The organism is Mesorhizobium sp. M1399 (assembly GCF_040317735.1).
GTDB lineage: Bacteria > Pseudomonadota > Alphaproteobacteria > Rhizobiales > Rhizobiaceae > Mesorhizobium.
Genome location: NZ_JAMYKZ010000004.1, coordinates 15,858 through 38,180, shown reverse-complemented (window position 1 = coordinate 38,180; position 22,323 = coordinate 15,858). Strand labels below are relative to the sequence as shown.

Genomic DNA, 22,323 nt, shown 5'->3' with positions numbered 1-22,323 from the left:
TCTATTGCCGGCTTGTTCCCGCTGTTCTACCAGGACAAAGGCTGGACGTATCATGCCTACCCATCGATTTTTTACGCTGTAGCGGCTAGTCTTTGCTTGCTGGCCTTGCCGAGAAGCGAGCGGCAATCGGCAGGGCTGCTCTCCCGCCTGGCGGCTCCCCCGCGAGCCTTGGTGTCGCTGGCGATTGTGGCTGCCTTCTTACCGAACTGGGGAACTCAGAAGCCAGGCGCGGTGTTGGTCGCCGTGATACGCGCCGCGACCGATCGACCAAACGTCGCCTTGATCAGTCCAGATATAGACACTGGACATCCACTAAGCCGCATGATCGGCGGCCAGTTCGTTTCGGCCGATCCCAATGACTGGCTTGGAGCGTTTGCAATGGCTCTGTCCCGGCAAGCCACGCTTTCGCGTGACGTCGCCCAAGCCACGCATTACGAGATGATCATGGAGCGTTACGCTGAAAGCAAACGCCAAGAATTTGAGCGTCTGCGCCCTGATATTATTATCTCTACGAAAGTTATCAGGAAAGATGATGGCCCTTGGACAAGCCAACTGATGGAGCGTTTTGGCTTTGACGCGATCCTGGCGCACTATCGCATTCTCGTCGAGGACGAGACCGAGCGCATCTATCTGCGCGACGATTATGTCCGGCCGGGCGACCGGCCACCCGAACAGCCTATTTCGGCATCGTCACCCGACGCAGCGTCAGATTGATGCGGCCGCCGTTCTTGAGCAATGCCGAGGTCGAGGGGTAGATGCGGTCAACGCCGTGAAAGCAGAGGCGGCCTTCGCCGCCGAGCACGACGACGTCGCCGCTCTTCAATCTGAACGATTTGGTGGCGCCGTCGCGCATGGTCTGGCCGACCCGGAACAGGCAATCGTCGCCGAGTGAGGCCGAGACGACAGGCGCGGAGAAATCGCTCTCGTCGCGATCCTGGTGAAGACCCATCTTGGCATCCTGGGAATAGAAATTGACCAGGCAGGCCTCCGGCGGGTGCGCATAGGCAGATACGTCCCGCCACAGTTCGAGCAGCATCTCCGGGATCGGCGGCCATGGCCTTCCGGTCACCGGGTGAGTCGGCTGGTAGCGATAGCCGTGCTCCTTGTCGGTGACCCAGCCCAGCGGGCCGCAATTGGTCATGCGCACGCTCATCTCCTTGCCGGTACGCGGCATCGCCGGCACGAACAGGGGGGCTTCCTGCACGACCTCCCTGATATCTTCCACCAGCACTTCCTGCATGGCGCGCGACAGGTAACCAGGCATATGGCGGACGCCTTTGGGCAGCACGAGCATCGGGTCGCTTGATCCGTTGGTCTGGAAAATCAGAATGCCACCGTCAAACGAAAACGGCGACCCGAAAGCCGCCTCCGGCAGTGGCTGCACATTTCACACCGGCGATCTGGGATCCGAAGCCGATTCGGCTGTCAGTCATCCTCGACCCGGCCACGCATTTTCTTGATCGAGCCGCGCCCGGCTTTGCTCTTCAGCCGTCTTTCGACCGCGCCCTTGGACGGCCTTGTCTTCTTGCGCGGCGGTGGCGGCGGTTCGGCGGCCTTGGCGACCAGTGCCGTCAGCCGCGCCCGGGCGTCCGCCCGGTTCTGCTCCTGCGTGCGGAAGCGTCCGGCTTCGATGACGATGACGCCGTCCTTGGTGGCGCGCTGGCCGGCAAGCTTGATGGTCCGTTCGCGCACACGCTCCGACAGGCCCGGTGCATTGGCAGCATCGAAGCGCAATTGCACCGCCGTCGCCACCTTGTTGACGTTCTGGCCGCCCGGGCCGGACGAACGGATGAAGTCCTCGTGCAGGTCACCCGGATTAATCACCGCATCGTCGGTGATGATGATTTTTTCGTCGGCGTTCATGCCGCAGTCATGGCGCGGCAGGCGAAAAAAGAAAAGGCCCGATCGAAGCCGGGCCTTGAAGCGCGACGGCTATTCAGCCGCTACCTGCATGCGTGGTGCAGCGCCGAGCACGGTTGCGTCGACATGGGCCTCGAACTTTTCGAAATTGTCGACGAACATGCCAACCAGCCTTGCCGCCTGCCGGTCATAGGCGGGCTTGTCGATCCAGGTCGATCTCGGGTCGAGAATGGCGCGGTCGACGCCGGTAACCGTCACCGGCACGTCGAAACCGAAATTGGCGTCGGTCCGGAAGTCGGCCGCTTTCAGCGAGCCGTCGAGTGCTGCCGCAAGCAGCGCCCGCGTTGCCTTGATCGGCATCCGCTTGCCGGTGCCGTAAGCGCCGCCGGTCCAGCCGGTGTTGACCAGCCAGCAATCGACGCCGTGGCGGGCGATGAGCTCGCGCAGCAGATTGCCGTATTCCGACGGATGCCGCGGCATGAACGGTGCGCCGAAGCATGTCGAAAATGTCGCTTCGGGTTCAGTAACGCCTTTCTCGGTCCCCGCCACCTTGGCGGTATAGCCGGAGAGGAAATGGTACATCGCCTGCGCCGGGGTCAGCCGCGCGATCGGCGGCATCACGCCGAACGCGTCGGCGGTCAGCATGATGATATTCTTCGGGTGGTTGGCGCGCCCCGTCTTGCTGGCGTTCGGAATGAAGTGGAGCGGGTAGGCGCAGCGTGTGTTTTCGGTCAGCCCGCCATCGTCGAAATCCGGCACGCGACCGGCGTCGAGCGCGACATTCTCCAGCACCGTGCCGAAGCGCTGGGTGGTGGCGAAGATCTCCGGCTCGGCTTCGGCCGAAAGCTTGATCGTCTTGGCATAGCAGCCGCCTTCGAAATTGAAGATGCCGTGCGGTCCCCAGCCATGCTCGTCATCGCCGACCAGCGTGCGCGACGGGTCGGCCGACAACGTCGTCTTGCCGGTCCCGGAAAGGCCGAAGAAGACGGCCGCGTCGCCGGCGAGTCCTTCATTGGCAGAGCAATGCATCGGCATCACGCCTTTTGCCGGCAGCAGATAGTTGAGCACGGTGAATACCGACTTCTTCATCTCGCCGGCATAGGAGGTACCGCCGATCAACACGATCATGCGCGAAAGATCGACGGCGATCACCGTTTCGCCGCGCGTGCCGTGGCGGGCGGGATCGGCGCGGAACGACGGCAGGTCGATGATCTTCAAATCGGGCACGAAATGCTCGAGTTCGGCGGCTGCCGGCCGGATGAGCAGATTGCGGATGAACAAGGAGTGCCAGGCAAGCTCCGTGATCACCCGGGTCGGCAGCTTCAGCTCCTCGTCGGCGCCGCCGACCAGGTCCTGCACATAAAGGTCCTTTCCAGCCGCATGGGCGCGAAAATCGGCAAGCAGCGTATCGAACTGCCCCGGCGAAATCGCTTTGTTGTTGTCCCACCATACATGCGGCGCGGTGCTTTCGTCGCGCACCACGAATTTGTCCCTGGGCGAGCGGCCGGTGTGCTGCCCGGTTTCGGCGGCAAGCGCGCCATGCGCGGTGAGTCGGGCCTCGCCACGGCGGATTGCCTCCTCGTAGAGCGCGGCCGCGCCGAAATTATAGCGCACCACGCCCGTGGTTCTCAGGCCGATCCGATCGATTGTACATGCAGGATTGCGTTTGCCGGCTTCCGACATGGGTGTCCCTTCTTCGATTTACCGCGTCTTTACCGGCGAATTCCGGAACCCCCATTGCAGGAGCTAAAAACGTCAAAACCAGAAAAGGCGAATGATATCAAATCATTAATCGATTTAAATATTTTGAAAGTTGTTTAAATCGTTTATATGTGCAAAAACACTGATGGTTGCCCAAAGGATTGGCGATGTTCATTCGTCCAATCCATATCGAGGTACAATTGTGGCCGCCGGCATGCCGCGCGTGACAGCGGATAGAGCCTATGCCACATTTTGTACCTAATTTGTCCTGCAAAAGCCCCTTCTCGACGAAAGAAGGGACAGCTCATGAGGGAGCCGCTTGAAATGGCAACAATCGCGCTTGTCGACGACGATCGCAACATTCTGACTTCGGTTTCGATCGCCCTCGAATCCGAGGGTTATCGGGTTGAAACCTACACGGATGGGGCGTCGGCGCTGGAGGGACTGGCGGCGCGCCCGCCGAACCTCGCCATCCTCGACATCAAGATGCCGCGCATGGACGGCATGGAGCTGCTGCGCCGGATGCGCCAGAAATCCGACCTGCCGGTGATCTTCCTGACCTCCAAGGACGACGAGATCGATGAACTGTTCGGCCTCAAGATGGGCGCCGACGACTTCATTCGCAAACCCTTCTCGCAGCGTCTTCTGGTCGAGCGCGTCCGCGCCGTGCTGCGCCGCGCCAGTACCCGCGAGGCGGCCGCCAAGGCACCCAACCAGCAGGCTCGGTCGCTTGAGCGCGGCCAGCTTGTCATGGACCAGGAGCGCCACACCTGCACCTGGAAGGGCGAGCCGGTGACGCTTACCGTCACCGAGTTCCTCATCCTGCATTCGCTGGCCCAGCGTCCAGGCGTCGTAAAAAGCCGTGATGCGCTGATGGATTCGGCTTATGATGAGCAGGTCTATGTCGATGACCGCACCATCGACAGTCACATCAAGCGGCTGCGCAAAAAGTTCAAGGCCGTCGATGATGACTTCGAAATGATCGAAACCCTTTACGGAGTCGGATATCGGTTCCGCGAAGCTTGAGTCGAGCGGGAGCTGCTATTCGATGGCAGTGGAAGTAGAGCGAGTGAGACGATCGGGCGCCGCCAGGCGCCCGCCGCGGATTCTGCCCGCCTTCGTGTCGAAAATCACGGTGCCGATGCGCCGGTTTCTCGGCCATCACATCTTTTCCAGCCTGACGCGGCGTATTCTCTTTCTCAATCTTGCCGGCCTGGCCGTCCTGGTCACCGGCATTCTCTACCTCAACACCTTTCGAGACGGGCTGATCGACGCCCGTGTCGAGAGCCTGATGACCCAGGGCGAGATCATTGCCGGCGCGATTGCTGCATCGGCGACGGTCGAGACCGATTCGATCAGCATCGATCCGGAAAAGCTGCTTGAGTTGCAGGCTGGCGAAAGCCTCGGCCCGGGCTCCGATCAGCTCGACAATCTCGATTTCCCGATCAATCCGGAGCGCGTGGCGCCGGTGCTCAGGCGGTTGATCTCGCCGACGCGCACGCGCGCCCGCATTTACGACCGCGACGCCAACCTGCTGCTCGATTCCCGCCATCTCTATTCGCGCGGTCAGATCCTTCGCTACGATCTGCCGCCGGTCGAAGAGGAGCAGCCGGATCTTCTGGAGCGCATCCAGAAATTCGTCTTCGATTTCTTCCGCAATAAGCAGCTGCCCGTCTATCGCGAGCAGCCGGGCGGCAACGGTGCTGCGTTTCCCGAAGTGGTCAAGGCGCTTACCGGCAGTCCGTCGACGATCGTGCGGATCTCGGAGCAGGGCGAGCAGATCGTTTCCGTGGCGGTGCCGATCCAGCGCTTCCGTGCCGTTCTCGGCGTACTGATGCTGTCGACCGAAGGTGGCGACATCGACAAGATCGTCGCGGCCGAGCGCAAGGCGATCCTGCGCGTGTTCGGCATCGCCGCGCTGGTTACCGCTATCCTGTCGATGCTGCTGGCCTCCACCATCGCCAACCCGCTGCGCCGGCTTTCCGCGGCGGCGGTCAGGGTTCGCCGCGGTGTCAAGAACCGCGAGGAAATTCCCGACTTCTCCGACCGCCAGGACGAGATCGGCAATTTGTCGATCGCCGTGCGCGACATGACCAATGCGCTCTACGCCCGCATTGAGGCGATCGAAAGTTTTGCCGCGGATGTCTCGCATGAATTGAAGAACCCACTCACCTCGCTGCGCAGCGCGGTGGAGACATTGCCGCTGGCCAAGAACGACAATTCGCGCAGCCGGCTGATGGATATCATCCAGCACGATGTGAGGCGCCTGGACCGCCTGATCACCGATATTTCCGATGCCTCCCGTCTCGATGCCGAACTGGCGCGGGAAGACGCGGGAACTGTCGACCTGAAGAAGTTCATCACCGATCTGGTCGCCGTCTCGCGCGAGGCCACACGCAACAAGAAGGCGGTCGAGATCGAATTCAAGGTCGCCAAACTGCCGCAGGGCGTGAAAGGCTACTTCGTCGTCGGCCATGATCTAAGGATCGGCCAGGTGATCACCAACCTGATCGAGAATGCCCGCTCGTTCGTTCCCGAAGAACGTGGCCACATCACCATATCGCTGGCGCGCGCCGGCAAGTTCAACATCGTCACCGTCGACGACAATGGCCCCGGCATCCGGGCCGACAACATCGATCGCATTTTCGAGCGGTTCTATACCGACCGGCCGGCCGGCGAGGCGTTCGGCCAGAACTCGGGCCTTGGCCTGTCGATATCCCGGCAGATCGTCGAAGCCCATGGCGGCACGTTGAGCGCCGAGAACATCCCGGGCACCAAGCCTGGCGAGATCAAGGGCGCCCGCTTCGTGGTGACGCTGCCGGCCGAAGGCTGACGGATGAATTCCAATCACGCCTGGTCCTATTGTGCAGCCTGAAAACATTCACGGCACCGCCATCCTGATAGGTGATTGCGGCATTCTCATCACCGGACCGTCCGGCTTGGGCAAAACGACGCTGGCGCTCGCCTTGATCGATCATTGCAGCCAGCGCGGGCTGTTTTCGCGGCTGATCGGCGATGACCAGCTCTATGCTGCCGATTGCGAGGGGCGGCTGGTCTGCCGCGCACCAGTCAGCATAGCCGGCCTCGTCGAGGTGCCGGGATTCGGCCCCAAGCCGATACCATTCGAGCCAAGCTGCGTGATCGACCTCATTATCCGGCTGGTGCCAGCCGGCAAAATGGCCCGCTTCCAGGAAGACTGCAGCGAACTCGTTTTCGGCGTACCAGTGCCGCGCATCGATCTTGCCGGGCGCAATGTCGCGGCGGCCTTGCCGGCAGTGATGTCGCGCCTGTCGATTGCGCCTTTCCTTTGATCCGATTTGGATTTTTTGCTGCAATGCGTCAAATTGGTCTGGGCCGGCGCAATTTTGGGCTTGTCAACGGGCCTTGCGTCGACAAGATAGCGCTCCCGCCACCTGGAACGGTCGGCGAGCATAAAATGCGCCTGTGAAGCGGCGATGACGGGAGCCACCAAAGAATGATCGGACTCGTGCTTGTAACGCACGGTCAACTGGCCGCCGAGTTCCGCAATGCCGTGGAACATGTCGTTGGGCCACAAGACAGTTTCGAGACCGTGGCGATCGGTGCCGACGACGATATGGAACAACGCCGCCGCGACATTATCGACGCAGTCGGCCGCGTCGATACCGGATCAGGCGTCATCGTTTTGACCGACATGTTCGGCGGCACGCCCTCCAACCTCGCCATTTCCGTGATGGAATCCGGCCGCATCGAGGTCATTGCCGGCATGAACCTGCCGATGCTGATCAAGCTGTCCAGCGTTCGCAAAGGCGACAACATGGCGGCCGCGCTGGATGAGGCGCAGGCTGCCGGCCGCAAATACATCAACGTCGCCAGTCAGCTCCTGAGCAGCAAATGAGCGCGCTGTTGCCGGAAAAGGACAAGATCGTTCGCGACTTTCCGATCGTCAACCAGCGCGGCCTGCACGCGCGCGCCTCGGCCAAGTTCGTTCAAATTGCCAGCGGCTTCAATGCCACGGTCCAGGTCGAGAAGGACGGCGTCAAGGTCGGCGGCACCTCGATCATGGGCCTGATGATGCTGGCGGCGAGCCCCGGCTATTCGATCCGCGTCACCGCCAGCGGCCCGCAGGCCGAAGAGGTCATCGATGCGCTGGAGCAACTGGTTGCTTCCCGTTTTGGCGAGGAATGCTGACGGCGCTCTCTCGTGTTGGTTGCCGCTGAAGACATGCACGGATAAAGATTTCTTTATATCCCATTGTCGTCCGACTCCCGATCTGCTAGTCAGGCCGGCAACTCGCGCCCTCCCACACGCCTTCGGGGCGGGGCGCGTCCCGCAATCAATTCGCATCGGAGCACTGCCATGACGGGTAGCAAGGATTATGTGGTCGCCGACATCGCGCTTGCCGGCTGGGGCCGCAAGGAGATCGAGATCGCCGAAACCGAAATGCCGGGCCTGATGGCCTGCCGCGAGGAATTCGGCGACAAGAAGCCGCTCAGGGGCGCGCGCATCACCGGCTCGCTGCACATGACCATCCAGACCGCGGTGCTGATCGAAACGCTTAAGGCGCTCGGCGCCGATATCCGCTGGGCTTCCTGCAACATCTTCTCGACCCAGGACCACGCTGCCGCGGCCATTGCCGAGGCCGGAATTCCGGTGTTTGCCGTCAAGGGCGAGACGCTGGAGGATTATTGGGTCTACACCGACAAGATCTTCCAGTGGGCCGATGGCGGCACCTCCAACATGATCCTCGACGACGGTGGCGATGCCACCATGTACATCCTGATCGGCGCCCGCGCCGAGGCCGGCGAGGATGTGCTGTCCAATCCGGGCAGCGAAGAGGAAGAGATCCTGTTTGCCCAGATCAAGAAACGCATGCAGGCATCGCCCGGCTTCTTCACCAAGCAGAAGGAAGCGATCCGCGGCGTCACCGAAGAGACGACGACCGGCGTCAACCGGCTCTATCAGTTGCAGAAAAAAGGCCTGCTGCCGTTCCCGGCGATCAACGTCAATGATTCCGTCACCAAGTCGAAATTCGACAACAAATATGGCTGCAAGGAATCGCTTGTCGACGGCATTCGCCGCGGCACCGACACGATGATGGCCGGCAAGGTCGCGGTCGTCTGCGGCTATGGCGACGTCGGCAAGGGCTCGTCGGCTTCGCTCAAGGGTGCCGGTGCCCGCGTCAAGGTCACCGAGGTCGATCCGATCTGCGCGCTGCAGGCAGCGATGGACGGTTTCGAGGTGGTCACGCTCGAAGACGCGGCACCGACGGCAGACATCGTCATCACCACCACCGGCAACAAGGACGTCGTTACCCTCGACCACATGCGCCTGATGAAGGACATGGTGATCGTCGGCAACATCGGTCACTTCGACAACGAGATCCAGGTGGCGTCGCTGCGCAACCTGAAATGGACCAACATCAAGCCGCAGGTCGATATGATCACCTTCCCGGACGGCAAGCGGATGATCCTTTTGTCGGAAGGCCGTCTGCTCAACCTCGGCAACGCCACCGGCCACCCGAGCTTCGTCATGTCGGCGTCCTTCACCAACCAGGTGTTGGCCCAGATCGAGCTGTACACCAAGCCCGGTCAGTACGAGAACCAGGTCTATGTCCTGCCGAAGCATCTCGACGAAAAGGTCGCGCGCCTGCATCTCGATAAGCTCGGTGCCCGCCTGACCGAACTGTCCGGCGAACAGGCCGCCTATATCGGCGTCACCCCGCAGGGACCGTTCAAGCCGGAACACTACCGCTATTAACCACGACGAAACTTGCCACTAGATATTGAAGCCGGGCGATTGACTTTTCGCCCGGCTTTATTTTTGCGCTGATTGATTCTTCACGCCGATTCGCGCAAGCGCTATGGTGCTGATTCGCGGTCCGGGGACGAGGCCCGGGCGCACGCATCAGGGCGGTCTTGCATTCAGGCGGCGAAGAGGACCAAGACATGCCGGGGGATAACCCGCCTTGCGCGGGACAGGCCGTTTCCGGCGGCCATAACGATTCGATCACGGGCTCCGCTGCCAGAGGCGGCAGCCTTTTATGCCGTGCCGGCAGCCGTGTCGGGGTGCTGCTTGCTTCTTCCGCGCTGGTTGGTCCGCTGCTTGGCTTTGCCGCACATGCCCAAACCCGCGTGGCGCAAAAGGCCGGGCTGTCGGTCAGCACGGTCGAGGTCATGCAACTCGCCATGTTTGTCGGCGTCATGGGGGCGGCATTGCTGTCGGCCATCTTTCTGATCCGCGAAAGGGCGCGCACCGCGGCGGAAAATGCCGAGCTCAGGACCCGCATCGCCGACGTCAATGCCGCGCTGCAGCGCTCCGAGGCGCTGCTCCATTCCCGCGACCAGCGCGTGGTCGTATGGGCCGCCGAAAACAAGAAACCCGAGCTTGTCGGAACATTGCCGATCGAGAGCGGCGCGCCGGAGGACCGGGCGGCCTTCCTGGCTTTCGGCCGCTGGCTGATGCCGCGTTCGGCGGCCGCGTTGGAACATGCCGTGGCGGCGCTGCGGGACAAGGCAAAGCCCTTCGATCTGGTCATCGAATCGCAGGCCGGCCAGCCGCTCGAGGTTCACGGCCGCAAGAGTGCGGCGCATGTATTGGTTCGCTTCGTCTCGCTTTCGGAGACACAGCGAAGCCAGGCCAGGCTGAAGATCGAGAACCAGCGCTTGGCCGCCGACCATGAGACGCTGATCGGACTTCTCGATGCGCTCAAGATGCCGTCATGGCTACGCACCGTCGACGGGCGGCTGAAATGGGTCAACCGGGCCTATGCCGAAGCGGTCGAGGCCGAGAATGCCGAATCGGCGGTTCGTGACAGCAAGGAATTCCTCGGCGGCCAGGCGCGCGACACGATTGCTGCGCAGCACAAGTCGCACCCCGTCTTCGAACAGACGCTCTCCACTGTGATCGAAGGCGACCGCCGTATGTTTGCCGTGACCGACTTTGCCGGGGCGGATGGTTCGGCTGGTCTTGCCTGCGACATCAGCGCCATCGAGGCCATTCGCGCCGAGTATGAGCGGACCGTGCAGAGCCACGCCGATACGCTCGATCAGCTCAACACTGCCGTGGCGATTTTCGATACCGACGAGAAATTGCGGTTTTTCAATCAGGCGTTCCAGAAACTATGGGGCCTCGACAGCGGCTTCCTGCACAGCGCGCCGGACAACGCCTTGCTGCTCGACCGCCTGCGCAGCGAAGGCAAGATTGCCGAGCAGCCCGAATGGCGGCGCTGGAAAGAGAGCTTGCTCGGCGCTTATCGCGCGGTTGAATCGCAGGAGCATTGGTGGCATCTGCCGGACGGCAAGACCATTCGCGTCGTCGCCAACCCGCAGCCCAAGGGCGGCGTCACCTGGGTCTTCGAGAACCTGACCGAGAAGATGGACCTTGAAAGCCGCTACCAGACCGCCGTCCGGGTTCAGGGCGAGACGCTCGACAACCTTGCCGAAGGCGTCGCTGTATTCGGTCCCGACGGCAGGCTGAGATTGTCCAACCCGGCCTTCGCAGCACTGTGGGGGCTGGATGCCGATGCCTCAAAACCCAACGTCCATGTCTCGACGATCCGCGACCTTTGCGACCGCCGTGCCGTCGACAGTCCGTGGGGCGGGTTCGTTGCCGCCATCACCGGCTTCGACGACGAGCGCCGCGACCGCCACGGCCAGACCGAATTGAACAACGGCACCGTTTTGCGCTACGCCGTCATCCCCTTGCCCAACGGCCAGGTGATGATGACCTTCGTCGACGTTACCGACAGCGTCAATGTCGAGCGGGCGCTGAAGGACAAGAATGAGGCGCTGCAAAAGTCCGACCAGATCAAGAACGAATTCGTGCAGCACGTCTCCTATGAGCTGCGCTCGCCACTCACCAACATCATCGGCTTTACCGAGCTTCTTTCACTGCCGTCGACTGGTCCATTGAACCAGAAGCAACGCGAATATATCGGGCATGTCGGCTCGTCCTCCTCGGTCCTGCTCACCATCGTCAACGACATCCTCGATCTGGCGACGGTGGATGCCGGCATCATGGAACTCGACATTTCCGAAGTTCACATCGATCGAACCATTACAGCCGCCGCCGAACTGGTCGCCGACCGACTGGAGGAACATGCGATCAAGCTTAGGATCGACGCAGCGGCCGCGCCGAAAACCTTCCACGGCGACGAAATCCGGGTCCGCCAGATCCTCTACAATCTGCTCAGCAATGCCGCCAATTACGCGCCGGAGGCGAGCACCATAACGCTCGCCTGCCGCCAACTTGCCGACGGCGTGGAATTTTCCGTTCACGATGACGGCCCTGGCATGCCGCCGGACCTGCTTGACTCGGTGTTCCGGCGCTTCGAGCCGCGCACCAATGGCGGCCGCCGCCGCGGCGCCGGGCTCGGCCTGTCGATCGTCAAGAGCTTTGTCGAACTGCATGGCGGCAGCGTCCGCATCGAGACCGGCAGGGACAAGGGCACTACGGTTGTTTGCGCCTTTCCCGACACGCCGTCCGGCATCCGCGCGGCGGCCGAGTAGCGCGTTCGATGGCGGTATTGGTGCTGGAGCGTTTTCTCGCCGACGAGGCTGCGACGGCAAGGCTTGGTGAGGACCTCGCCATGTCGCTGCGCATTGGCGACGTGCTCGCTCTCAAGGGCGATCTCGGCGCCGGCAAGTCGACCTTGGCGCGGGCGCTGGTCAAGGCACTGGCCGACGATGCCGGCCTCGACGTGCCGAGCCCGACCTTTACGCTGGTCCAGAGTTACGACACGCGTGTGCCGGTCCATCATTTCGATCTCTACCGCTTGGGCGCGGCATCCGAGTTGGACGAGCTGGGTTTCGACGAGGCGCTGACGCAAGGGGCCGCACTGGTCGAATGGCCGGAACGGGCAGAGGCATATTTGCCGAAAACCTCGGTGCTGGTCGAACTTCTCCAGCAGGGCGACGGCCGATTGGCGAGACTATCGGGAGGGGGCGCCGCCTTCGAGCGCGCGGCGCGATCGCTGGCCATGCGCGATTTTCTCGGCCAGGCCGGTTGGGGCGAAGCGCAGCGGCGATATTTCATCGGTGATGCCTCGGCTCGCTCCTACGAGATCGTCACGCTCGCCGGATTTCCGCCGCGCGTGCTGATGAACTCGCCAAGGCTGGTGCTCGGACCGCCAGTCCGCGACGGCAAACCCTATGCCGAGATCGCCCACACCGCGCAATCCGTTTCGGCGTTCGTCGCCATTGACCGTGCCTTGCGGGCCGGCGGCGTCAGCGTCCCGGAAATCCATGCTCAGGATCTCGACCAGGGTTTTCTGCTGCTGGAGCATCTCGGGTCCCAAGGGTTCCTGGACAAGCGCGGCCAGCCGGTGGCCGAGCGCTACGCGGCGGCGGCCGAACTGCTTGCCATGATGCACGGCAAAACATGGCCGGCCAGCATGCAGGCCGGCCCCGGCGTCTTCCACGAGGTGCCGCCTTTCGATCGCGACGCCATGATGATCGAGGCCGAATTGCTGGTCGACTGGTATGTCCCTGCGATATCAGGCGCTCCGCCAAGCGAGGCGTTGCGCGCCGGTTATCGCAGCGAATGGAATGCGGTGCTCGATCGGCTCGAGGGGCGCGAATACACGCTAATGCTGCGCGACTTCCATTCGCCCAACCTGATCTGGCGCGGTGACCGTTCCGGTCACGATCGTCTCGGCGTCGTCGATGTCCAGGATGCGCTCATCGGTCCGTCAGCCTACGACGTCGCCTCGCTCGCCATGGACGCGCGCGTCACCATTTCACCTGAAATCGAAAAGCACACGCTCGCCGCCTATATCGCCGCGCGACGCGACGCCGGCGTCTTCGACGAAGACGAATTCCGCGAAACCTATGCAATCATGGCCGCACAGCGCAATTCCAAGATCCTCGGCATTTTCGTGCGGCTCGAAAAACGCGACAGCAAGCCTTATTATCTGAAGCATCTGCCGCGCATCCGCGATTATCTTCGCCGGGCGCTGGCGCATCCGGCGCTGGCCGGGCTGCAGGATTTCTACATCGCCCACGGCTTGCTGGAGGAACGCTCGATTTGAAGGCTAAGGATTTGGGCCTGAAAGCGTCGGGACCGATGCCGACGACCGCCATGGTGCTTGCCGCCGGGCTCGGCAAGCGCATGCGGCCGATCACCGAGACCATGCCGAAGCCGCTGGTCAAGGTCGCCGGCAGGACATTGCTCGACTGGGGGCTGGACAGCCTAGCCGAAGCCGGTGTCGCCAAGGCCGTCGTCAACGTCCATTACCTGCCGCAACAGATCGTGGACCATGTAGCCCGCCGCAGTGCGCCGAGAATCGTCATCTCGGATGAGAGCAGCGGCCTGCTCGACTCTGCCGGCGGCATCGTCAAGGCATTGCCCAAGTTAGGGGCACCCTTCTATGTGCTCAACGCCGACACCTTCTGGATCGACAGGGGCGTTTCCAATCTCAGGCGACTTGCCCTTGCATGGGAGGGCGCGACAATGGACATTCTGCTGATGCTTGCGGATCTCCAGTCGGCAACCGGACATAGCGGCGGCACCGATTTCCTGATGGCGCCGGACGGCGCGTTGCGGCGTGCGAACAACGATCCGGCCGGCCTGATCTATGCCGGCGCCGCAATCGTCCATCCGCGCATCTTCAAGGACGCGCCGGCCGGCCCGCTGTCGCTCAACGCCTATTTCGATGCGGCAATCGCCGCCGGCCGCCTGTTCGGCATGACGATGCGTGGCCATTGGATCACTGTCGGTAAACCCGACGCGATCCCGCGGGCGGAAGCAGCGGTCGCCGCCGCGCTTGCCGGCACGCCTGATGCTCTTGCTGAGGCACCCGGCGCTCTTACCGAGTCGAAATGAGCGGCTCCCGCCGCGTTTTCTCGATCCCGCCCGGAGCGCCGTTCCTGCCGACGCTGGCCGAGGCGCTGCTTGCAGGGCGCCTGGTTCCGGGCTTTGCCTATGATGGCGATCCGCTGGTGCTGGCCGATCTCACCATCTACGTGCCGACGCGCCGTGCAGCGCGGGCGCTCCGCGGCGTCTTCGTCGATGCTCTCTCGCGCTCGGGAAGCCGTTCGGCGATCCTGCCGGTCATCCGCCCACTTGGTGAGTTTGATGAAGATGAAGCCGCCTTCGAGACGGAAGCTTCGGCCGCCATCGACTTTGCGCCGCCGATCGCCGCGGTCGAGCGTCTTCTGCTGCTTGCGCCGCTGGTGCGGGCGTGGAAACGCCGCCTGCCGGCACATGTCGCGGCATTGTTCGACGAGGAGATCGTCATCCCGGCCTCCGCCGCCGACGCCATCTGGCTGGCGCGCGACCTTGCACGGCTGATGGATGAGATCGAGACGGAAGGCACGGATTGGGCGAGGCTCGCCGACCTTGTAACCGGCAACCTTGCAGGCTGGTGGCAGGTGACGCTCGATTTCCTGACCATCGTGACTGAGAACTGGCCGAAGCTGCTCGAGGAACGCCGTCGCTCCAATCCGGCAGCGCATCGCAATGCCCTGATAAGGCTGGAAGCGGCGCGGCTGAAGCGCAATCCACCCGCCGGGCCGGTGATCGCCGCCGGCTCTACCGGCTCCATCCCCGCCACGGCCGAGCTGCTTGCCGTAATCGCCGGTCTGCCCAATGGCGCTGTTGTGCTGCCCGGCCTCGACCGGACGCTGGACGAGCCGTCCTTTGCCGCCGTCAGTGCACCTGGTGCGCGGCCGGCTTTGCTTGGCCATCCGCAATACGGCCTGGCAAAGTTGATCGGCAAGATCGGGGTGCTTCGGGCCGATGTCGGGGAGCTTGCTGTTGCGCCGCGGCCACTTGCGCTGCGCGCCGCACTTGTCGGCGAGGCGCTGCGGCCGGCGGAGACCACCGAGCTCTGGGCCGAGACGCGCGCGCGCTTCACCGCTGGCGATAGTGCCGAGGCCTTCGCTGGTGTGACGCTTCTCGAGGCCGCCAGCGAACGCGACGAAGCCGTGGCGATCGCCGTTGCGCTCAAACAGGCCGTCGAACGGCCCGGCCAGCGCGCCGCACTGGTCACCGGCGACCGCGCGCTGGCGCGACGCGTCTCGGTCGAGCTGTTGCGCTTCGGCGTCGCCGCCGACGATTCCGGCGGCACGCCGCTCATCAACACGCCAGCCGCCAGCCTGCTCCGGCTGGCGCTTCAGGCGGCGTTCCGCCCGGGCGATCCGGTCGCCCTGCTGTCACTGCTCAAGCATCCCTTGCTTGGCCTCGGCCTGGAGCGGGCAAGCGTCCGCCATGCGGCCGAAATCGTCGAACTCGTGGCGCTGCGCGGCGGCACCGGTCGCCCGGACGTCGCGTCGCTGCCGCAACTCTTCGGTGCCCGGCTTGCCGAATTCGACGACGGCGGCAATCGCCGCCCGCCTTTCTGGCGATCGCGCCTCTCGGTCAGGCGCATCGAACAGGCGCGCGATCTGCTGATCCGGCTAACGGCTGCGCTGGCGCCGCTGGTTGCCTTTCGCGGCGAGGAGAATGCCGATCTTGCCACGCTTGTGCGCGCCAGTGTCGGCGTGCTCGAAAGCCTCGGCCGCGCTGCTGACGGAAGCCTCAGCGAACTCTATGCCGGCGATGCCGGTGAAAAGCTTGCCGAGCTCTTGCGCGGTCTGGTCGCGGCCTCGGTGTCGTTCTCCTTCGCCGCGGACGAATGGCCCGATGTGATGGAGGCGCTGATTGCGCCCGAAATGGTCAAGCCGGCGCAGGGCACCGACAGGAGCATCGCCATCTGGGGCGTGCTGGAAGCGCGGCTTCAGGATATCGACACGCTGGTCGTCGGCGGACTCAACGAAGGCGTGTGGCCGCGCAAGCCGGAGAGTGACCGCTTTATGTCGCGGCTGATGAAGACCGGCATCGATCTTGAACCGCCGGAGCGGCGCATCGGCCTTGCCGCCCATGATTTCCAGATGGCCATGGGCGCCAAAAAAGTGGTGCTGGCTCGCTCCGCCCGTTCCGGCGACGCTCCGTCGGTGCCGTCGCGCTGGCTGCAGCGTATCCTTACCTTCGTCGGCGAGGACCATGCTGTGGCACTTCGCCGGCGCGGCGATGAACTGCTTGCCTGGGCGCGTGCGCTTGATGCCGGCGAAAAGCAGGACTTTGCGCCGAGGCCGCAGCCGAAACCGCCGCTCGCCCTGCGGCCGCACCACTTCTCGGTCACCGAGATCGAGACGCTACGTCGCGACCCATATGCGGTCTATGCCAGAAGGATACTCGGCCTGATGCCACTCGATCCGGTCGTTCGTGATCCGGGCGCTGCCGAGCGCGGCACGCTGTTTCACGCCATTCTGCACCTCTTCTCAGCGAGGGTGGCCGACCCGCGCGCGCCGGAGGCGCTGGACGGGCTCATCGCCGCCGGCCGGTCCTGCTTTGCCGAGGCTGCCCTGCCCGCCGATGTCGAGGCGGTGTGGTGGCCGCGCTTCGAAAAGCTTGCCGCCGGCATTATCGAATGGGAGCGCGGCCGGGCCGCCGCCGTGGTACGGCGGCACGCCGAGGAACGCGCCGAAAAGACCGGCGTCGGCCGATCCGGCGTGACCCTGTCCGGCTATGCCGATCGCATCGATCTGCTGGCCGGCGGCATGGCCGACATCCTCGATTACAAGACCGGCTCCTCGCCATCCAAAGCGCAGGCGCACACGCTGCTCGCGCCGCAACTGGCGCTGGAGGGCGCGCTGCTGCGTCGCGGCGCCTTCAAGGAGCTTGGCGCATGCGAGCCGTCGCAATTGGCCTTCGTGCGGCTGAAGCCGAACGGAGAGGTGTTCGAGGAATCGATCCTCGAATACAACCGCAAGCCGCGAACCGCCGCCGATCTCGCGGAAGAGGCTTGGGCGCGGCTGGAAAAACTGCTGATCCACTACGCCGACCCGGCGACCGGCTATCTGTCGCGGGCGCTGCCGTTCCGCGAAGGTGAGACCGACGGCGACTACGACCATCTCGCCCGCGTGCTGGAATGGTCCGCCGGCGGCGACGCCGACGAGGAGGGAGGGGAGGCGTGAAGAAGGCCTATCCCATCCCGAGCGACACCGCCGCCAGCCAAGCGAGCGCCTCCGACCCGCATAACTCCGCATGGGTGTCGGCAAACGCCGGATCGGGCAAGACCCATGTGCTCGCCCAGCGCGTCATCCGGCTTTTGCTGCGCGGCACCGATCCGTCCAAGATCCTGTGCTTGACCTATACGCGCGCCGCCGCCGCCAACATGTCGAACCGGGTGTTTTCGACCCTGTCGCAATGGACGGCGCTTGGTGATGCCGAGCTCTCGACACGGATAGAGGCGCTGGACAGCCGCCAGCCCGACCGCGAAACCATGCGCCAGGCGCGGCGGCTGTTTGCCGAGGCGCTGGAAACACCGGGCGGGCTGAAGATCCAGACCATTCACGCCTTCTGCGAATCGGTGCTGCATCAGTTCCCGCTGGAAGCCAACATCCCGGCGCATTTCGAAATGCTTGATCCGCAAATGGAGGCTTCGCTGTTCGCCGCCGCCCGCCGCGACATGATCTCCGGCGGCGTTGCAGGCGATGCGGCACTGGCCGAGGCTTTCGCCACCGTGCTGGAGCGCGGCGGCGAACATGGGCTCGACGCGTTGCTAGGCGAGATCGTGCGCAAGCGCGACGGTTTGCGCACCTTCATCGCCGCGGCCGGCGGCGATGGTTTTCAGGCGCTGTTCGACGAGTTCCATTTCCGCGCCGGCCAGACCGCCGAAGGCATCGCCGCCTCGGTCTGGCAGCTGCCCGGCTTCCTGCCGGATTATCTCGTCACCTTTTCACGGGCGGCCGAGGCCGCCGATGCGCGCATCGTGCTGAACAATCTGCTGCCATACGCCCGTCTTGCCTTTGCCGAGGACGATCCGGTCCGACGCCTGAATTTGCTCTCCAAGGCTTTCTTGAGGGCCGATGGCGAGCCTTATGATCCGGCAAAGACGTTCAAGAAGGCGCTGCTCGACCGGCTGCCCGATCTTGCCGAACGTTATCTCGTGGCGGTCGACGCCATTCTCGAAATCTCCGACCGCCTGGCCTTGTTCAGGATGTTGGAAGGCACGCGTGCCGCGCTGACCATCGCCGACTGGCTGATCGCCCGCTACGAGCAATTGAAGCGCGCCCGCGGCTTCCTCGACTTCAACGACCTGATCACCCGCACTGTCAATCTACTGGCGCGGCCCGACGCCGGCCCATGGGTGCAATACAAGCTCGACCAGGGCATCGACCACATCCTCCTCGACGAGGCGCAGGACACCAGTCCCGACCAGTGGGACGTGGTCAAGCGGCTGGCGGAGGAGTTCTTTGCCGGGCTCGGCGCCCGCGACGCCGTCCACCGCACCATCTTTGCGGTCGGTGACGAAAAGCAGTCGATCTATTCCTTTCAGGGGGCCGCCCCGGATTCCTTTGCTGACAGCCGGCTTTTGTTTGCCGGCAAAGTTAGAAGCGCCGCCGCCGCCTTCGCCGATCTCAAGCTGACCTGGTCGTTCCGCTCGACCGACGACGTGCTCGCGGCGGTGGATCGTGTCTTTGCCGACCCGAACGTGCGGCGCGGCATCAGCCACGATCCCGATCCGCTCGACCACAAGGCGATCCGCACCGATGCGCCGGGTTATGTCGAGGTCTGGCCGTCGATCGGCGCCGATGTCGTCGACGAACCAGACGATTGGACGCAAGCGGTCGACCATGCCCATGCGCCGGCAGTACGCGTCGCTGAAAACGTCGCGGCAACCATTGCCGGCTGGATCGGCGGCGGCGAGACTATCGAAGGCCGCGGCAAGAAACTGCGGCCCGGCGACGTGCTGGTGCTGGTGCGCAAGCGCGATCGCTTCGTCCATGCGCTGACGCGGGCGCTGAAGCGCCGCGACATTCCGGTGGCCGGCGCCGACCGGCTCAGCCTGCCCGGCCACATCGCGGTGAAGGACCTGATCGCACTCGGCCATTTTCTCATCCAGCCGCAGGACGATCTGTCGCTGGCCGCCGTGCTGCGCAGCCCGATCTTCGATGTCTCGGAAGAGCAGCTTTTCGCGCTTGCTGCCGAGAGGCCGTCGGGCGTCTCGCTGTTCGCCTCGCTGCGCCGGCATGCCGGCGAAAGCGAGGCGTTGGCCGCCGTCGTCAGCCGGCTCGACACATGGTCGAACGAAGTCGCATTCAAGCCGGTGTTCGAATTTTACGCCGGAGCTCTCGCCCGCGACGGCCTGCGCAAGAAGATGATCGCGCGGCTCGGTCCGGAGGCCGGCGACATCCTCGACGAATTCCTGAATTTCTGCCTGGCCGAGGAGCGGACCGGCCTGCCGGGACTGGAATCCTTCCTGTCGACATTGGAAAACGCCGGCCCCGAGATCAAGCGCGAAATGGACCAGACCCGCGACGAGGTTCGCGTCATGACCGTGCATGCCGCCAAGGGCCTGGAAGCGCCGGTGGTATTCCTGGTCGATGGCGGCTCCGCGCCGTTCAGCGACCAGCACCTGCCGAGATTGATGCCGTTCGAAGGGTCGGGCGACTGCTGGGAGGGCAAGGGCTATCTCTGGCGGTCGGCCAGCGATGTCGCCAATGGATTTTCACGCGCCGCATCGGCCCGCGCCCGCGAGCTCGCCGACGACGAATACCGCCGGCTGCTCTATGTCGGCATGACTCGCGCCGAGGATCGGCTGATCGTCTGCGGCTACCATGGCAAGCGGGCGCAGAATACCGGCACCTGGCATTCGGTCGTCAGCCGCGCGCTGGTCGGCGCCGCTGAAAGCGCGGAACGCCGGCATCCCGCCACTGGCGAGACCGTGCATCGTTTCCAGGTGACGAAGCTGCCGCCCATGCCACTGGCGGCAGTGGATGAGGCACGGCAGGCGGAACGCTTTGCGCCACTGCCGGAAACCCTGTTCCAGCCTTTGCCGCCTTTCGAGGAACTGCCGCGGCCGCTCTCGCCGTCCGGCGCCTCGGTGCTGATCGACGAGGCGCGGCAAGCGGTGGCCGACACGCGTTCGCCGGTATTGGATGCCGACGCCGAGCCCGGCTTTGCCGTGATTCGCGGGTTGGCGCTGCACAAATTGCTGCAGATGCTGCCCGGCATCGCCGAGGGAAAACGCCAGGATGCCGCCGAGCGCTATTTGGCGCGCGCCGGAGCTCAATGGCCTGAAGACGAGCGCGACAAAGCCTTGGCTGGCGTTTCCAGAATTCTTGCCGACAGCCGCTTCGCGCCGCTGTTTGCACCAAACTCGCGCGCTGAAGTCGCCATCATGGGCAGCCTGGAGGTGAGGGGCAAACTGCGCTCGATCTCCGGCAAGATCGACCGGCTGGCAGTAACGCCGGACAAGGTTTCGATCGTCGACTACAAGACCAATCGGCCAGCGCCAGCTACGCTCGCCGAAGTGCCGCAAGCCTATGTTCTGCAACTCGCACTTTATCGCGCGCTGCTTCAGCCGCTCTATCCGGGACGCGAGGTCTCGGCGGCGCTGCTGTTCACCGAGGCGCCGCGGCTGATCGAACCGCCGGCGGCCGCAATGGACGACGCGCTTGCTAGACTCACGGGAGCGTGACACAACACTTGCTTGAAGACGGACACGATCACCACCACATTTGGTGCGACGAACAAATCGAAAGGATCTCAGCATGGCCACCGTCAAGGTCGACAAGAGCAATTTCCAGGCCGACGTGCTCAACGCCAAGGAGCCGGTCGTGGTCGATTTCTGGGCGGAATGGTGCGGCCCGTGCAAGATGATCGCCCCGGCGCTTGAGGATATCGCCATCGAACTCGGCAGCAAGATAAAGATCGCCAAGCTCAACATCGATGAGAATCCTGAGCTGGCCGCGCAGTTCGGCGTGCGCTCGATCCCGACGCTGATGATCTTCAAGGGCGGCGAAGTCGCCGATATGAAGGTCGGTGCTGCGCCGAAAACGGCATTGTCGCACTGGATCAACGGCAGTCTCGCCTGATCCGATCAAAATTTTGCAGAAAAGCCCGGCCTCGCGCCGGGCTTTCTTTTGCTGGCGTCATTGGTGGGCCGCTCTGGCACTCGCGGCTTGCCGCCCCGTATTCTTCTCTTCTGAATACAAAGGAGAAGCGATATGACCGGATCCGCCAAGGCCACCGTCTTCATCGACAATGAGCGCGTCATCGTCACCGAATACCGCTTCGCCCCGGGCGACAACACCGGCTGGCACCGCCATGGCCACGACTATGTGATCGTGCCGTTGACCGACGGCAAGGTGAAGCTCCTGACCAAGGATGGCGAATCCTTCGCCGAAATGAAGAAGGGCGCGCCCTATTTCCGCAATGAGGGCGTCGAACATGACGTCATCAGCGCAAACGATGGCGAATTCGCCTTCATCGAGGTCGAGCTGAAGTAGTCCACCAACCATCGGCTGCGCCGCTACAATTGTCCGGCGAGGCGCGATCACCAATCCGCGATGCGATCGCCGCCGACGAATTGTGCGCTTTTCTCAGTGTATTCGAACAGTTCGATCTTCACGCCGTTGGGGTCGCGGATCCAAGCCTGGTAGGTGTCATCGCACGCGCGTTTCTTGGAAGTGACATCAACCCCCTCTGACCTCAGATGGGCGATCGCGGCGTCGATGTTTTCCACTTCGAGGCAGAAGTGGTTGATCTGGTTCAAGTCGCTATAGCTCGCGCCGTCTTTCTGGAACACTTCGACATGGCTACGGCTGCCGCAATTGAGATAGAAGCCGAAAATCTTGCCGTCGCGCAGGAAATTGAACTGCGTATCCATGCCGAGGACGTCCCGATAGAAGCTTCGCGTCTTCTCCAGGTCATTCGCGAAAATGCAAACGTGAGCGAGCTGCTTTACCTTGATCATGATTGGCTCCTCGCGGTGATCTGATAGGTGTGGCGTCA

The 22,323-nt window shown here is 63.5% G+C and carries 18 protein-coding genes; 14 read left to right on the top strand and 4 right to left on the bottom strand.

Translation table 11 applies throughout. From position 1 onward, the window contains the following. Window positions 1–12: 12 nt before the first annotated feature. Window positions 13–714 carry a hypothetical protein gene (locus NKH05_RS07260; RefSeq protein WP_352484484.1) on the top strand — a complete coding sequence of 234 codons (702 nt, stop codon included), beginning with the start codon at window positions 13–15 and terminating at the stop codon, window positions 712–714. On the opposite strand, the gene NKH05_RS07255 is transcribed toward NKH05_RS07260, so the two are convergent. From NKH05_RS07255 to NKH05_RS07245, 3 genes are all read right to left on the bottom strand, one after another. Beyond that, window positions 677–1,294, bottom strand: coding sequence for an alpha-ketoglutarate-dependent dioxygenase AlkB (locus tag NKH05_RS07255; RefSeq protein ID WP_352484500.1), 618 nt, complete (start codon window positions 1,292–1,294; stop codon window positions 677–679). The two genes, NKH05_RS07260 and NKH05_RS07255, sit on opposite strands and share 38 nt — an antisense overlap. Before the next feature lie 131 nt (window positions 1,295–1,425). After that, the gene (arfB, locus tag NKH05_RS07250; RefSeq protein WP_023718277.1) at window positions 1,426–1,863 is read right to left on the bottom strand and encodes an alternative ribosome rescue aminoacyl-tRNA hydrolase ArfB; all 438 of its coding nucleotides are present in this window, start codon (window positions 1,861–1,863) and stop codon (window positions 1,426–1,428) included. 69 nt (window positions 1,864–1,932) lie between these two features. Next, the gene (locus NKH05_RS07245; RefSeq protein ID WP_353025200.1) at window positions 1,933–3,543 is read right to left on the bottom strand and encodes a phosphoenolpyruvate carboxykinase; all 1,611 of its coding nucleotides are present in this window, start codon (window positions 3,541–3,543) and stop codon (window positions 1,933–1,935) included. Window positions 3,544–3,885: 342 nt separating this feature from the next. Between NKH05_RS07245 and NKH05_RS07240 the strand changes: the two genes are divergently transcribed. From NKH05_RS07240 to NKH05_RS07180, 13 genes are all read left to right on the top strand, one after another. Then, window positions 3,886–4,587 (top strand): response regulator transcription factor, encoded by a 702-nt coding sequence (locus tag NKH05_RS07240; RefSeq protein WP_023677547.1) that lies wholly within the window; start codon window positions 3,886–3,888, stop codon window positions 4,585–4,587. Between the two features lie 22 nt (window positions 4,588–4,609). After that, window positions 4,610–6,394 (top strand): sensor histidine kinase, encoded by a 1,785-nt coding sequence (locus NKH05_RS07235; protein ID WP_352484482.1) that lies wholly within the window; start codon window positions 4,610–4,612, stop codon window positions 6,392–6,394. 31 nt (window positions 6,395–6,425) lie between these two features. Further along, entirely contained in the window at window positions 6,426–6,872 is a 447-nt protein-coding gene (locus NKH05_RS07230) for an HPr kinase/phosphorylase (RefSeq protein ID WP_023718279.1), read from the top strand. A gap of 164 nt (window positions 6,873–7,036) precedes the next feature. Further along, on the top strand, window positions 7,037–7,438 hold the full coding sequence (locus NKH05_RS07225) for a PTS sugar transporter subunit IIA (protein WP_353025199.1): 402 nt from the start codon (window positions 7,037–7,039) through the stop codon (window positions 7,436–7,438). Beyond that, window positions 7,435–7,731, top strand: a complete 297-nt coding sequence (locus NKH05_RS07220; RefSeq protein ID WP_023718281.1) for an HPr family phosphocarrier protein — start codon at window positions 7,435–7,437, stop codon at window positions 7,729–7,731. The genes NKH05_RS07225 and NKH05_RS07220 overlap by 4 nt, the downstream gene beginning before the upstream one ends. A gap of 168 nt (window positions 7,732–7,899) precedes the next feature. Beyond that, window positions 7,900–9,300 carry an adenosylhomocysteinase gene (gene ahcY / locus NKH05_RS07215; RefSeq protein ID WP_352495247.1) on the top strand — a complete coding sequence of 467 codons (1,401 nt, stop codon included), beginning with the start codon at window positions 7,900–7,902 and terminating at the stop codon, window positions 9,298–9,300. Window positions 9,301–9,488: 188 nt separating this feature from the next. After that, a complete protein-coding gene (locus NKH05_RS07210; protein WP_352484479.1) occupies window positions 9,489–12,050 on the top strand; it encodes a sensor histidine kinase in 2,562 nt (853 codons plus the stop codon). 8 nt (window positions 12,051–12,058) lie between these two features. Next, the gene (gene tsaE, locus NKH05_RS07205; RefSeq protein WP_352484478.1) at window positions 12,059–13,570 is read left to right on the top strand and encodes a tRNA (adenosine(37)-N6)-threonylcarbamoyltransferase complex ATPase subunit type 1 TsaE; all 1,512 of its coding nucleotides are present in this window, start codon (window positions 12,059–12,061) and stop codon (window positions 13,568–13,570) included. Between the two features lie 50 nt (window positions 13,571–13,620). Continuing rightward, window positions 13,621–14,364, top strand: coding sequence for a nucleotidyltransferase family protein (locus NKH05_RS07200; protein ID WP_353010611.1), 744 nt, complete (start codon window positions 13,621–13,623; stop codon window positions 14,362–14,364). Beyond that, window positions 14,361–17,498, top strand: a complete 3,138-nt coding sequence (gene addB / locus NKH05_RS07195; RefSeq protein ID WP_023718285.1) for a double-strand break repair protein AddB — start codon at window positions 14,361–14,363, stop codon at window positions 17,496–17,498. Before NKH05_RS07200 ends, addB begins: the two co-directional genes overlap by 4 nt. After that, the gene (addA, locus tag NKH05_RS07190; RefSeq protein ID WP_352855812.1) at window positions 17,495–21,007 is read left to right on the top strand and encodes a double-strand break repair helicase AddA; all 3,513 of its coding nucleotides are present in this window, start codon (window positions 17,495–17,497) and stop codon (window positions 21,005–21,007) included. The genes addB and addA overlap by 4 nt, the downstream gene beginning before the upstream one ends. 73 nt (window positions 21,008–21,080) lie before the next feature. Next, on the top strand, window positions 21,081–21,404 hold the full coding sequence (gene trxA / locus NKH05_RS07185) for a thioredoxin (protein WP_023677558.1): 324 nt from the start codon (window positions 21,081–21,083) through the stop codon (window positions 21,402–21,404). A gap of 132 nt (window positions 21,405–21,536) precedes the next feature. Next, window positions 21,537–21,818 (top strand): cupin domain-containing protein, encoded by a 282-nt coding sequence (locus NKH05_RS07180; RefSeq protein ID WP_023718287.1) that lies wholly within the window; start codon window positions 21,537–21,539, stop codon window positions 21,816–21,818. Between the two features lie 47 nt (window positions 21,819–21,865). Here NKH05_RS07180 and NKH05_RS07175 read toward each other — a convergent pair whose 3' ends face one another. Further along, entirely contained in the window at window positions 21,866–22,285 is a 420-nt protein-coding gene (locus NKH05_RS07175) for a VOC family protein (protein WP_023718288.1), read from the bottom strand. Window positions 22,286–22,323: the final 38 nt, after the last annotated feature.

Bases quoted from the DNA above. Each gene is read 5' to 3' on its own strand.
- tsaE (WP_352484478.1), top strand. From the start codon at position 12,059: ATGGCGGTATTGGTGCTGGAGCGTTTTCTCGCCGACGAGGCTGCGACG.
- NKH05_RS07245 (WP_353025200.1), bottom strand. From the start codon at position 3,543: ATGTCGGAAGCCGGCAAACGCAATCCTGCATGTACAATCGATCGGATC.
- arfB (WP_023718277.1), bottom strand. From the start codon at position 1,863: ATGAACGCCGACGAAAAAATCATCATCACCGACGATGCGGTGATTAAT.
- NKH05_RS07225 (WP_353025199.1), top strand. From the start codon at position 7,037: ATGATCGGACTCGTGCTTGTAACGCACGGTCAACTGGCCGCCGAGTTC.
- NKH05_RS07220 (WP_023718281.1), top strand. From the start codon at position 7,435: ATGAGCGCGCTGTTGCCGGAAAAGGACAAGATCGTTCGCGACTTTCCG.
- addB (WP_023718285.1), top strand. From the start codon at position 14,361: ATGAGCGGCTCCCGCCGCGTTTTCTCGATCCCGCCCGGAGCGCCGTTC.
- NKH05_RS07235 (WP_352484482.1), top strand. From the start codon at position 4,610: ATGGCAGTGGAAGTAGAGCGAGTGAGACGATCGGGCGCCGCCAGGCGC.
- NKH05_RS07200 (WP_353010611.1), top strand. From the start codon at position 13,621: ATGGTGCTTGCCGCCGGGCTCGGCAAGCGCATGCGGCCGATCACCGAG.
- NKH05_RS07175 (WP_023718288.1), bottom strand. From the start codon at position 22,285: ATGATCAAGGTAAAGCAGCTCGCTCACGTTTGCATTTTCGCGAATGAC.
- trxA (WP_023677558.1), top strand. From the start codon at position 21,081: ATGGCCACCGTCAAGGTCGACAAGAGCAATTTCCAGGCCGACGTGCTC.
- NKH05_RS07210 (WP_352484479.1), top strand. From the start codon at position 9,489: ATGCCGGGGGATAACCCGCCTTGCGCGGGACAGGCCGTTTCCGGCGGC.
- NKH05_RS07255 (WP_352484500.1), bottom strand. From the start codon at position 1,294: ATGCTCGTGCTGCCCAAAGGCGTCCGCCATATGCCTGGTTACCTGTCG.
- NKH05_RS07240 (WP_023677547.1), top strand. From the start codon at position 3,886: ATGGCAACAATCGCGCTTGTCGACGACGATCGCAACATTCTGACTTCG.
- NKH05_RS07180 (WP_023718287.1), top strand. From the start codon at position 21,537: ATGACCGGATCCGCCAAGGCCACCGTCTTCATCGACAATGAGCGCGTC.
- ahcY (WP_352495247.1), top strand. From the start codon at position 7,900: ATGACGGGTAGCAAGGATTATGTGGTCGCCGACATCGCGCTTGCCGGC.